At 58.2% G+C, this 12,400-nt stretch carries 12 protein-coding genes; 3 read left to right on the forward strand and 9 right to left on the reverse strand.

What is annotated here, in order from left to right; all coding sequences use genetic code 11:
• Positions 1–84: 84 nt before the first annotated feature.
• From trpC to EQV96_RS14300, 3 genes are read right to left on the reverse strand one after another with little or no spacing between them, the layout of a single operon-like run.
• Complete coding sequence (trpC, locus tag EQV96_RS14290; RefSeq protein WP_094999951.1) at positions 85–921, reverse strand: indole-3-glycerol phosphate synthase TrpC; 837 nt, start codon at positions 919–921, stop codon at positions 85–87.
• Positions 918–1,967 (reverse strand): anthranilate phosphoribosyltransferase, encoded by a 1,050-nt coding sequence (gene trpD, locus EQV96_RS14295; RefSeq protein ID WP_094999950.1) that lies wholly within the window; start codon positions 1,965–1,967, stop codon positions 918–920. Before trpD ends, trpC begins: the two co-directional genes overlap by 4 nt.
• A 9-nt stretch (positions 1,968–1,976) precedes the next feature.
• Positions 1,977–2,570 (reverse strand): aminodeoxychorismate/anthranilate synthase component II, encoded by a 594-nt coding sequence (locus EQV96_RS14300; protein WP_094999949.1) that lies wholly within the window; start codon positions 2,568–2,570, stop codon positions 1,977–1,979.
• Between the two features lie 398 nt (positions 2,571–2,968).
• Here EQV96_RS14300 and estP point away from each other — a divergent pair, with 398 nt between their 5' ends.
• Entirely contained in the window at positions 2,969–4,900 is a 1,932-nt protein-coding gene (estP, locus tag EQV96_RS14305; RefSeq protein ID WP_240882145.1) for an esterase EstP, read from the forward strand.
• A gap of 53 nt (positions 4,901–4,953) precedes the next feature.
• Here the strand turns inward: estP and trpE are convergent, their stop codons facing one another.
• From trpE to rpe, 3 genes are all read right to left on the reverse strand, one after another.
• Positions 4,954–6,435: an anthranilate synthase component I gene (gene trpE, locus EQV96_RS14310; RefSeq protein WP_095019503.1), complete on the reverse strand. Its 1,482-nt coding sequence runs from the start codon at positions 6,433–6,435 to the stop codon at positions 4,954–4,956.
• Positions 6,436–6,505: 70 nt separating this feature from the next.
• Positions 6,506–7,324: a phosphoglycolate phosphatase gene (locus tag EQV96_RS14315; RefSeq protein ID WP_169916414.1), complete on the reverse strand. Its 819-nt coding sequence runs from the start codon at positions 7,322–7,324 to the stop codon at positions 6,506–6,508.
• On the reverse strand, positions 7,321–7,995 hold the full coding sequence (gene rpe / locus EQV96_RS14320) for a ribulose-phosphate 3-epimerase (protein ID WP_016782414.1): 675 nt from the start codon (positions 7,993–7,995) through the stop codon (positions 7,321–7,323). Before rpe ends, EQV96_RS14315 begins: the two co-directional genes overlap by 4 nt.
• Positions 7,996–8,318: 323 nt before the next feature.
• Here rpe and EQV96_RS14325 point away from each other — a divergent pair, with 323 nt between their 5' ends.
• Positions 8,319–8,777 carry a transposase gene (locus EQV96_RS14325; protein WP_094999944.1) on the forward strand — a complete coding sequence of 153 codons (459 nt, stop codon included), beginning with the start codon at positions 8,319–8,321 and terminating at the stop codon, positions 8,775–8,777.
• Between the two features lie 156 nt (positions 8,778–8,933).
• Positions 8,934–9,917: an alpha/beta hydrolase family protein gene (locus EQV96_RS14330; RefSeq protein WP_130872129.1), complete on the forward strand. Its 984-nt coding sequence runs from the start codon at positions 8,934–8,936 to the stop codon at positions 9,915–9,917.
• Positions 9,918–9,923: 6 nt separating this feature from the next.
• Here the strand turns inward: EQV96_RS14330 and EQV96_RS14335 are convergent, their stop codons facing one another.
• From EQV96_RS14335 to EQV96_RS14345, 3 genes are read right to left on the reverse strand one after another with little or no spacing between them, the layout of a single operon-like run.
• Complete coding sequence (locus EQV96_RS14335) at positions 9,924–10,688, reverse strand: DnaJ domain-containing protein (protein ID WP_240882146.1); 765 nt, start codon at positions 10,686–10,688, stop codon at positions 9,924–9,926.
• Between the two features lies 1 nt (position 10,689).
• Positions 10,690–11,361: an N-acetylmuramate alpha-1-phosphate uridylyltransferase MurU gene (gene murU, locus EQV96_RS14340; protein WP_095019501.1), complete on the reverse strand. Its 672-nt coding sequence runs from the start codon at positions 11,359–11,361 to the stop codon at positions 10,690–10,692.
• Positions 11,358–12,383: a phosphotransferase gene (locus tag EQV96_RS14345; protein WP_094999940.1), complete on the reverse strand. Its 1,026-nt coding sequence runs from the start codon at positions 12,381–12,383 to the stop codon at positions 11,358–11,360. The genes murU and EQV96_RS14345 overlap by 4 nt, the downstream gene beginning before the upstream one ends.
• Positions 12,384–12,400 lie beyond the last annotated feature (17 nt).

Here is a 12,400-nt window from a genome sequence, read left to right on the forward strand (position 1 = left end):
CCCGCGATTCAGGCGCCGTGGCCTGACAGGCAAATCGCACTGATGCTATCGCGAGCAAGCCCGCTCCCACAGGGGGGGATTGGGTCAATCCAGGGTCGAGCCCGTCACTGCAGTAGCACGCTCAGGGAAGAACAAGCGCTGCAGTTCATTGCCCGGGTTTTCGGCACGCATAAAGGCTTCGCCCACCAGGAACGAATACACTTCGCTGATTTCCATCAACTCCACATCCGCCCGGTTGAGAATGCCGCTTTCGGTAATCACCAAGCGGTCACGGGGAACGCGCGGCAACAGGTCCAGCGTGGTTTCCAGGCTGACTTCAAAGGTGTGCAGGTTGCGGTTGTTGATACCCACCAGCGGTGTGTCGAGGGTTTTAAGCGCACGTTCAAGCTCATCGCCATCATGCACTTCAACCAGCACATCCAGCCCGACGCTTTTGGCAACAGCCGCCAGCTCGGCCATTTTTACGTCGTCCAGGGCAGAGACGATCAACAGCACACAGTCGGCGCCCAACGCCCGGGCTTCGACGATCTGGTAAGGGTCGATCATGAAGTCCTTGCGGATAACCGGCAAAGTACTCGCGGCACGTGCCTGCTGCAGGTACGCATCGGCACCCTGGAAGTAGTCGATATCGGTCAGCACTGACAGGCAGGTAGCGCCACCTGCCTGATAGCTTTTAGCAATCTCGGCAGGCACGAAGTGCTCGCGAATCACACCCTTGCTCGGCGATGCCTTTTTGATTTCAGCAATCACCGCGGGCTGTTTTTTCCTGGCCTGCGCCAGCAAGGCACTGGCGAAACCACGAACAGGATCAGCCTGAGCGGCCAAACGCTCAAGTTCAGCCAGGCTTACCCGCGCACTGCGCTCGGCAACCTCCTGAACTTTACGCGCCAGAATATTTTCCAGAACGGTTGGCACACTCATGCTTCATTCTCCTGCTTGAAAATCGCGGTAAAGGCGCCGAGCTCTTCGAGCTTTTCCCGGGCCAGCCCGGTATGCAGCGCGTCGTGGGCCAATTCCACACCTTCTTTGAGTGTGTAGGCAAGGTCCGCGGCGTACAGAGCAGCACCTGCATTGAGTACAATCATTTCAGCCGCTTTCTGGCCTGCTTCGGTTTTGCGCCGCCCCAAGGCATCACGGATCAGCTCCAGCGATTGCTCCGGGCTGTCGACCACCAGGCCAAACAGGCTTTGGCTCTTGATGCCAAGGTCTTCAGGCTGAACCCAATACTCCTTGATTTCACCTTTATGCAATTCCGCTACAAAGGTCGGTGCTGCCAGGCTGAACTCATCCAGGCCATCCTGCGAGTGCACCACCAGCACGTGCTTGCTGCCCAGACGTTGCAACACTTCAGCCAGGGGCCGGCACAGCGCCTGGTTGAACACGCCGACCACTTGATGCAATACACCAGCCGGATTCGTAAGCGGGCCAAGCATATTGAACAGGGTACGCAGGCCAAGATCGCGACGAGGGATGGCCGCATGCTTCATGGCGCCATGATGGCATTGTGCGAACATAAAACCGATGCCCACGCTATCAATGCAGCGGGCAACTTGAACCGGGGTCAGGTTCAGGTACACACCGGCCGCTTCCAGCAGGTCGGCACTGCCGCTTTTACCGGACACCGCGCGGTTGCCATGCTTGGCCACCGTGCAGCCAGCGGCCGAAATCACCAACGCCGAAGCGGTGGACACGTTGAAAATATTCGCGCCGTCGCCGCCGGTACCAACGATATCGACCACGCCGTCCAGGGTCTTGAGTTCAACCTTGTCTGCCAGCTCGCGCATCACGGTCACGGCACCGACGATTTCGTCGATGCTTTCGCTCTTCATGCGCATGCCCATCATGAACGCGCCAATCTGCGCCTCGGTGCATTGACCGGTCATGATGTCGCGCATCACATCACGCATTTCATCGGTGGTCAGGTCGAGGTGACCGACGATACGGTTCAGGGCTGTCTTGATATCCATTTGAAGTCCTTAGCGCGTGCCGCCGGTTTGTTTAAGAAAGTTGGCAAACAGTTCATGACCCTGTTCGGTCAGGATCGACTCAGGGTGAAACTGCACCCCTTCGATGTTCAGCGTCTTGTGGCGCAGGCCCATGATCTCGTCGACCGAGCCATCTTCAAGCTGGGTCCAGGCCGTCAGCTCCAGGCAATCCGGCAGGGTGTCGCGCTTGACCACCAACGAGTGGTAACGGGTCACGGTCAGCGGATTGTTCAGACCCTGGAACACTCCGGTATCGAGGTGATAAACCGGACTGGTCTTGCCGTGCATCACCTGGCGCGCGCGTACCACATCGCCGCCAAAGGCCTGGCCGATGGACTGATGGCCCAGGCACACGCCCAGGATCGGTAGTTTGCCCGCAAAGTGCTTGATGGCTTCAAGAGAGATGCCCGCCTCATTCGGCGTGCATGGACCGGGCGAGACCACAATGCGCTCGGGCTGGAGCGCTTCGATCTGGGCCACGGTCAACTCATCGTTGCGCACCACCTTGACCTCGGCACCCAACTCGCCGAGGTACTGCACAACGTTGTAAGTAAAAGAGTCGTAATTATCGATCATCAGCAACATGTTGCTAAACCTCTGAATTCACTGACATTCAAAACTGTTTTCAGAATGCATTACCCGCAGTTTCGATTGCTGGATTGAACACACCAACCGAGGGGTAGCCATTCAGGAAAACGCAGGGGGCAGGTCCGGCGAGGCCGGCAGAGAAATATTAGGCGCGCCAACGCCAACGGCCATGGGCCTTGAGAACTCGCATAAAGAGTTTGCTGATGATCAACACAGGAAGGGTCTCATTTCTACGTCATGGCACAGTAACGTAGCCTTGCAACAGGTGCAACACGGGGCAGCACATACGGGGAAAAACACCTGCTAAGTACTTTGTGACTTTGTTTTTCATGAAACATTTAATACAGATTGTCTTGCTAAGGTCTGTAACCCAAATAATAAAAACAGGTCGTCACATGCGCAGGTTTTCCCTACTTATCCCCCTGGCGGGATGTATCTTGTCCGTCGTCAGTGAACGAGCAGTTGCAGCACCCTCCCCGTACTCCACCATGATTGTGTTCGGCGACAGCCTGAGCGACTCGGGGCATTATCCAGGGGTAGGCAGTGGCATGCGTTTCACCAATCTCACCGGACCGACGTACAAGGAATATCGGGGTGAGGAATATGCTGGCGTTGCGCCCACTCGGCTGGGCATAAAACTGGGTATCGCACCCGCAGATCTGCGCCCGTCCACATCGCCGGGTAACTTTCTCACCGGGGAACCCGACGGCAACAACTGGGCGGTGGGCGGCTATCGCACAGACCAGATACTCAATTCCATCAAGACCGAGTCAAAGGTCGCCTTCCCGGATGACTGGGCCTTCGTAGGCGGCTACGTCCTGCGCAGCAAGCCTGGTTACCTTGTGCAGAACAGCTTCACAGCTGACCCCAAGGCGTTGTATTTCATTTCAGGTGGCGGCAATGACTTTCTCCAAGGCAAGGTCACTAACCCCGCTGAAGCAGGCGATGCCGCACAAAGGCTGGCCGCAAGCGCCATGGCCCTGCAACAGGCCGGGGCACGCTACATCATGGTCTGGCTGCTGCCCGATCTGGGCCTGACACCAGCCGTTTACGGTACACCCACTCAGGCCGGCACCAGCTACCTGAGTGCCCTGTTCAATCATGCGCTAGTCCAACAACTCGAACAGATAGATGCCGAACTAATCCCCCTCAATATCCCGCTGCTGCTGCGTGAAGCCATGGCAGATCCTGCCCGTTATGGCCTGGCACTCGGTCAGGACCTTGTCGCAACCTGCTTCAGCGGCGAAGAGTGCTCGGAAAACCCGCAGTACGGCCTCAACAGCGCAACCCCCAACCCGGCCAAACTGCTGTTCAACGACTCGGTACACCCCACCGAGACAGGGCAACAGCTGATTGCCGACTATGCCTACTCATTGCTGGCCGCCCCGTGGGAGCTGACCTTGTTACCCGTCATGGCCCAAGGCTCGCTAAACGCCCATCAAGACCAACTGCGTCACCAATGGGCTGGCGATAACGGCCATTGGCAAGCCGTTGGCCAATGGAGACCCCTGCTCGCCGGTGGCGGGCAACGCCTGGAAATCGACAAGCAGGCCACGTCCGTGAGTGCCGATGGCAAAGGCTACAACCTGAACATCGGCACCAGCTACAGGCTGGATGAAACCTGGCGATTTGGCATTGCAGGCGGGTTTTACCGGCAACGCCTGGAGACCGGAGCCAATGAATCGGACTACAAGCTCAACAGCTATATGGGCAGCGTGTTTGCCCAATACCAGCACAGTCACTGGTGGGGTGATGCCGCACTGACTTTGGGCAGGTTGGATTACGACAGCCTAAAGCGTAAATTCGCGCTTGGTGTGGGTGAAGGCATGGAGCAAGGCCAGGCCGACGGACATCTGCGGGCATTAAGTACACGCCTGGGGTATGAAATCGCACAGGCTGCAGACCTGTGGCAGCTGTCGCCTTTTATCAGCGCCGACTACTCGCGGGTGGAAGTTAACCGCTATGAAGAAAAGGGCCGACGTTCGACTGCATTGAACTACGAAGAGCAGACACTGGTTTCAAAGCGCCTGGGCGCGGGCTTGCTCGCCAGTTACCAGGCCACCCCACAGACTCTGCTGTTCGGCGAAGCCGCCCATGAGCATGAGTTCCAGAGCGATACCCAGCGCCTGAATACCGCGCTCAACAGCCTGCCCAACAATCGCTTCAAACTCGAAGGCTATACGCCGCCAAGCAACCTCGGGCGTATCAGCCTGGGGGCTAGCCACAGGCTGACCGCCGACCTCAGGCTGCAGGCGACTTATAACGTAAGGAAAAGTGATGGCGTGACGCAACAGGGCGCCAATATCGGGCTAAGTCTGAATTACTAAAGCCTGTGGAAGGGAGCGGGCACGCTCGCTCCCACAAGGCCGGTTGCAGGTTTTTAATCCCGCGGGGTGTGCTCGGCCAGGGCCACGGCACGGAACATTGCTCGGCGCTTGTTCAGCGTTTCTTCCCATTCCAGGGCCGGGACCGAATCAGCAACAATGCCGCCACCGGCCTGCACATGCAGCTCTCCGTCCTTGATCACTGCAGTACGGATCGCAATCGCTGTATCCATATTGCCGTTCCAGGCGAAGTAACCCACAGCCCCGCCATACACACCGCGCTTGACCGGTTCCAGTTCGTCGATGATTTCCATCGCACGAATTTTCGGTGCGCCAGACAACGTACCCGCCGGCAGAATCGCCCGCAGTGCATCCATCGCTGTCAGCCCGCTTTTAAGCTGGCCGGTGACGTTGGACACAATGTGCATGACGTTGGAATAACGCTCAATCACCATTTTCTCGGTGAGCTTGACCGAACCGACTTCAGATACACGACCCGTGTCATTACGGCCCAGGTCGATCAGCATCAGGTGCTCGGCGATTTCCTTGTCATCACTGAGCAGGTCTTCTTCAAGCGCCAGATCAGCCTCTTCGGTTGCGCCACGCGGACGCGTGCCGGCAATCGGGCGTACGGTAATCAGATTGTCTTCAACCCGTACCAGCACTTCCGGCGAGCTGCCCACAACATGGAAGTCGCCAAAGTTGAAGAAGTACATATACGGCGTAGGGTTGAAGCAGCGCAGAGCGCGATACAGGTCGATGGGCGCAGCCTTGAAGTCGATGGACATTCGCTGCGAGGGCACTACCTGCATGCAATCGCCCGCAAGGATGTAGTCCTTGATGGTATCGACGGCTTTCTCGTAATCGCCCTGGGTGAAGCTGGAGCGAAACACCGGGTCAGCCGACTGCTGCGCTGTAAAGTCCAGGCCGCGACGCGGGGTAATCGGTTGACGCAGTTGTTCAAGCAGCGCCTCAAGCCGGGCCTGGCCTTCTTCATAAGCCTCAGGCTGAGCCGGGTCGACCAGCACAATCGCGTGCATCTTGCCCGCCAGGTTGTCGAACACCACCACGGCGTCCGATACCATCAGCAAAATATCCGGCACACCCAGAGGATCGGGGTTCGGGCACTTGCCCAGGCGTTTCTCCACATAACGTACGCAGTCATAGCCGAAATAGCCCACCAGGCCACCGTTGAAACGCGGTAAGCCGGCGATGGTCGGCACGTTGTAACGGGCCTTGAACTGCTCGACGAAGGTCAGTGGATCCTCAACCTCACAGGCTTCGATCTCGACACCGTCATGGGTCACGCTGACCTGATGATCATGCACACGCAACACAGTGCGGCATGGCAAGCCAATAATCGAATAACGCCCCCACTTCTCGCCGCCCTGCACCGACTCCAGCAAATAGGAGTTGGGCTGATCGGCCAGCTTCAGGTAGATCGACAACGGCGTGTCGAAGTCAGCCAGGGTTTCGCGTGCAAGGGGGATACGGTTATAGCCGGCAGCGGCCAAACGCAGGAATTCTTCGCGGATCATGAGGTGCCTCGTGGTCTGAGGGTAAAACGGTCAGGTATGCAAACGTGCCGACTGCGCGGCCAGATTCAAGTCAGGCGCGCCAACGCCAGCGGGCCAGGGCCTTGATGACTTTCATCCAGAGTTTGCGGGTGACCACCACGATGGAATCTCTTCGAGAGGGGGAAACAGAATTGCCCAACGTTATCTCAGGCGCAGATTCTAAGCAACCGGCTATCAGCTCTTGCAGGTTACCAATCACCATATCCGGTGACTCTTCTTCAATCGGGCGACCGTGGTTGTAGCCGTAACTCAGCGCTACGCAACGAACGCCGGCAGCCTTGGCGGCCAGCACGTCATTTCGCGAATCGCCGACAAATATCGATTGCGCGGGAGTGGCGCCAGCCATTTTCATTACAAACAGTAAGGCGGCAGGGTCGGGTTTTGTCTGTGGCAGGGTGTCGCCACCGATAATCCAGCGAAAAAACCGTCCCAGTTTCAACTCATCCAGTAATGGCGCCACGAAGCGTTCGGGCTTGTTGGTGATCAGGGCCATTTCAACACCCTGCTTTTGCAGCCACTTGAGGCTTTCACGCACACCGGGGTAGACCTTGGTGTGTGCATGGCCACCGTCGTAGGCTTCCATGAAAATTTCCAGTGCCTGTTCGGCCTCTGTGTCATCAACACCACTGCCGTCCATATTCCCGGCCAGGGCACGGCGCACCAGCATGGGCGCGCCGTTACCGATCCACAGCCGTACGTTTTCACTCCCGGCGGGCGGACGACCGAGCTTGAGCAGCATGGCCTCCACGGCAACGGCCAAATCCGGTACCGAATCAATCAGGGTGCCATCCAGATCGAACATCACCAATTTTGGCAGCTGCCCCTGGAGTAGCTGCTCAAAGCGGCTCATGGGCGGGCCAACGCAAGCTCGGCACGCATTTTCTGAATCACTTCTTCATAGTTTGGCGTGTTGAAAATGGCGGAGCCGGCGACAAAGGTATCGGCACCGGCTTCAGCGATTTCACGGATATTGCCAACGTTTACGCCGCCGTCGATTTCCAGGCGAATCTCGCGACCGCTGGCATCGATCAGGGCACGGGCTTCGCGCAGTTTGTTGAGCGTGCCGGGAATGAATTTTTGCCCGCCAAAGCCCGGGTTCACGCTCATCAGCAAGATCATGTCGACCTTGTCCATCACGTACTTGAGCACATCCAGCGGGGTGGCCGGGTTGAACACCAGACCTGCCTTGCAGCCGCCTTCGCGGATCAGTTGCAGGGAGCGGTCGATGTGCTGGGTCGCTTCGGGGTGGAAGGTGATATAGGTGGCGCCGGCTTCGATAAAGTCGCCGATGATGCGATCGACCGGGCTGACCATCAGATGCGCATCAATCGGTGCGGTGACGCCGTACTTGCGCAGGGCGGCGCAGACCATCGGGCCGATGGTCAGGTTGGGTACGTAATGGTTGTCCATGACATCGAAGTGAACGATATCAGCACCCGCGGCGAGTACGTTGTCCACTTCTTCGCCGAGACGGGCGAAATCGGCGGAAAGAATCGATGGGGCAATAGCGAAGGGCTGCATGACGCACCTTTTAGTGGGCTAAACACGGTGGCGCGCATTGTATACCGCTGGCTATGTGCCGCACACCGTAGCAGCGATGATTGGCCATTTGTAGCAGCTGCCGAAGGAACGAGGCTGCGTTCGGTTGCGCAGCGACCGTAAACCCTCAACCCCGGTTTTAGATGACACACCGTGTTGCCTGTTTTTACGACGGCTTCGCCGCCGAACGCAGCCTCGTTCCTTCGGCAGCTGCTACGCAAAGTGCAATATCCGGTTAAGTGTTCACTTTGATACTTGCCGATGGCTGATCTAGCGTTAGAAAAAAACAGACCGAGGGCAAAGGATTGCCAATTTCAAACAACGCTTGTCACCTGCGCACCGGGCGCTACTCCGAACCTGGCCACATATACCTGCTCACCGCCGTCACCGAGCTACGGCGACCCGTATTTACCGACTTCCATCTAGGCCGTCTTGTGGTGAACCAACTCCGGCATGCTCACGACGACGGCATCGTCAGGTCCATCGCCTGGGTGGTCATGCCTGACCACTGCCACTGGCTCGTAGAGTTACGTACCAAAACCCTGGGCGAGTTGATGTGCCGATTCAAGTCACGCAGCAGCATTACGGTCAATCAAGCATGCCGATCCAGTGAGCGAATCTGGCAAAGGGGCTATCACGACAGGGCTGTCAGACAGGAAGAGGACATTAAAAACATCGCCCGCTACATCATCAAAAACCCGATCCGCTCTCAACTGACCTCGCGGATCGGTGATTACCCCCTGTGGGATGCCTGCTGGATCTAGACCCGAACTGTACGCATTTTCTCGCTACGCCCACGCAACCACAGCAGGAGCCGATAACTCACAGAGAGCAAAAACATTTCATCTCAACCGTCATACCCTGACAAATACTGATCAACCCATTACGCTGCCGGTACTACTTCTGGCCTGGAATAACCGATGTTTTCTTATCGTCTGGCACTACCGGCTTTGTGCCTGTCGCTGATATTGCCGTTCGCCCTGCCAGTGCTTGCAGCCGATACCAAGCCCCAAGTCGAGCCAGAACCCGCAGTTCGCGCGCCCCTGCCCGAGCGCAGTCAGGAAGATGCGGCGGCCCTTGAGCGGCAATTGCCGCAACATGAGCAACAACAACTGCAAGCACCCAATGACAGTTTTCTCGCCCTGTGGAAGCCCGCAAACAGCAGCGCCCCCGAGGGTGCGGTCATCATCATCCCCGGAGCCGGTGAAACCGCTGACTGGCCACTGACCGTCAGCCCTCTGCGCAACAAGCTGCCGGACGCCAACTGGGCCAGCCTGAGCCTGAGTCTGCCGGACATGCAAAGCGAAGCCAGCCAGCCGCGCGAAGCCGAACCAGAGAAACCTCCTGCTGCAATTGCGACAGACAGTAGCAGCAAGGCAGCCACCACCACGGCCAAACCCATCGAGCAGGCCGCCAGTGACGGCACCGAAAGCACGGAATCCGAAGCGGCTCAAACCGGGCAAGACCTGGACAAGGCCGATGCCGAGCGCATCTTCGCCCGTATTGATGCAGCGATTGCCTTTGCCCAGCACCAGAACATGCGCACTATCGTTCTGCTCGGCCATGGTTCCGGGGCCTACTGGGCGTCGCGTTATATCAGTACCAAGCATCCTGCCCAGATCCAGAAACTGATCATGGTGTCTGCCCGCAAACCTGTGTTGGCAGAGCCGGACCTGAGCCAGTTGACCCCGGCCCTCAACGTGGCGCTGCTGGATATCTTCTATAAAGACCAACCCCTGGCCCGCGAAGCCGCCCTGCAAAGATTGCAGGCCAGCAAGCGAGCCAACGGGTCGAATTTCAAGCAGGTCGGATTGTTCGCCACCCCGGGCAACCGGGATGGTGAACAGGAGCAGTTGTTTCGCCGTGTACGCGGCTGGCTCAGCCCGCAACCTGTGGATAAGTAAACTGCGCTAAAAACCACGCCGCTCACGGATCGAGGCGTAGGCCTGGTGCAGTTCACGGGTTTTTTCCGTGGCCTCGCGCACCTGCGCCGGGCCCGCACCGCTGCCGGCAACCTTGTCCGGGTGATGACGACTGAGCAGGCGCCGATAGGCTCGCTTGATTTGCTCAGGATCACTGGCCTCGGTCACCCCCAGCAGAAGCAGCGCTTGCCGGTAGGTACCGCCACGGGTCGCCAGCGGTTTGGGCTGAGGCTCATGTTCGCCACCCAACACCAGAACCTGTTGGCGGGTCCAGCCCAGCCAGCCCCCCCAAAGCACTATCAGCTCACGTTCCTGGGGAGCCACCCGGCCATCGGCCAGGATCATTCGCCAGCAGGCACGCAATACACCTTCTGCCGCATGAGGCTGAGCCTTGAGCCGTTTCAGGTAACCGCGCAGCGAATCAGTACCGGATTTGCCACGGTTGAACGCGGCAATGGCACGCTTTTGCGCTGCAGGCTCCATATCGAGCTGACGCATTTCCAGCCGCGCCTGCTCGATATGCTTGCCCACCACCTGTCCGCCGCTTTTGGCCAGACGACCGAGCAACACAAACAACAACTCATCGTTGCGCAGCACCGGCCGGGCACCAAAACGCTCAAGCAGATCGGCCCAACTGTGCAGTTGCAAGCGCCGGTCGAGCGCCTGCCCCAGTAAAGCACCGAGCATGGCCCCCGGAATACTGGCTATGAAAAAGCCTGCTCCGGCTCCGAGCAGAGTCCCTGGCCACAACATTCTAGCGCGCGTCCTTGATCAACGACTCGACCTCGGCCAGGCGCTCGTGCGTCCCTACATCCACCCAATGCCCTTGCAATCGCTCACCTGTCACTAGCCCTGCCGCCATGGCGTTACGTAATAGCGGTGCCAGTTTGAATGCACCCGCCGTACAGCCCCTGAACAGATCGGGGTGAAGCACGGCGATACCGCTGTAGGTCAGCGTATCGGCACCCGACATGCCATCTTGAACCTGTCCGCCGCTCAAGCTGAAATCACCGCTCGTGTGGTGTGCCGGGTTATCCACAAGAACCAGATGAGCCAGCCCGGTCAACGGCTGACGCAAGGCAGCAAACTCGTAATCGGTCCAGATATCACCGTTCACCACGGCAAAGGGTTCATCGCCAAGCAACGCCAGCGCCTGGAAAATTCCGCCACCGGTCTCTAGCGGTTCGCCTTCCGGGGAGTACTGGATGCTGACACCAAACTGCGAACCGTCGCCCAGATGATCTTCAATTTGCTGACCCAGCCAGGCATGGTTGATCACAATGTCGGTAAAACCTGCCGCGGCCAGCGCCCGCAAGTGGTACTCGATCAACGGCACGCCACCCACACGCACCAAGGGCTTTGGTGTATGCAGGGTCAGTGGCCGCAAGCGCTCGCCCTTACCGGCGGCCAGAATCATCGCTTTCATGCATCGACCTCGCTGACCAGCCCCAGGCTGCTGAACAACTCACCCAGCTCTGCCAGCTCGGGACGTCGCGCCAGCACAGCTTCTATATAAGAGAAGAAGCGCGGTACATCGGCCAGATAGCGTGGTTTACCATCGCGATGACAAATGCGGGCAAAAATGCCGATCACTTTCAAATGCCGCTGCACACCCATCAGGTCGCTGGCGCGCAAGAATTCTTCAAAATCGCGCTGCACCGGGATGCCCAACGGCAGCGCCAGCTTCCAGTAATCCTGCAGCCAGTTGCGCACACGCTCTTCAGGCCAGCTCAAGAAGGCGTCCTTGAACAGGCACGTAATGTCGTACGTCACCGGGCCATACACTGCGTCCTGGAAATCCAGCACCCCAGGATTGGGAATGCTGAGCATCAGGTTGCGCGGCATAAAGTCGCGGTGCACCAGCACTTTGGGCTGCGCCAGGGCACTGTCGATCAGCAGCGTACTGACTCGTTGCCAGACGGCCTGTTGCTGCTCATTGAAATCCACCCCCAGGTGAGCTCGCACGTACCACTCGGGGAACAGCTCCAGCTCGCGACGCAACAAGGCCACGTCATAGCTGGGCAAAGGCTCGGTCATCGGCAATTGCTGAAAGGCCAGCAAGGCTTCAATGGCATCCTTGAACAACTCGTCGGCGTTGCTGCTGTTGATCACGTCCAGGAAGGTCTTGTTGCCCAGATCGTTGAGCAATAGAAAGCCGCGATCAAGATCCTGAGCGTAAATTTTCGGTACGTTAATCAGGCAAGTTCGCAAAAAATCAGCAATATCGACGAAAGGTTTGCAGTTTTCCTGGGGCGGCGGCGCGTCCATGACAACAAAACTGCGGCCCTCGCCCTCCCAGCGAAAATAGCGTCTGAAGCTCGCATCGCTACTGGCAGCAGTCAACGTGGCCGGGGGCACAGCTCCCCAACCCTCATTCTCGAACACGGTTGCCAGCTGCTCATCCAGCCAAACTTTCAGGTGTTGCAGGCGTACATCTTGGTCAGGCATTACAAGGGTCTCCGACG

It is taken from the genome of Pseudomonas sp. TMW22080 (genome assembly GCF_022496745.1).
GTDB lineage: Bacteria > Pseudomonadota > Gammaproteobacteria > Pseudomonadales > Pseudomonadaceae > Aquipseudomonas > Aquipseudomonas bubulae.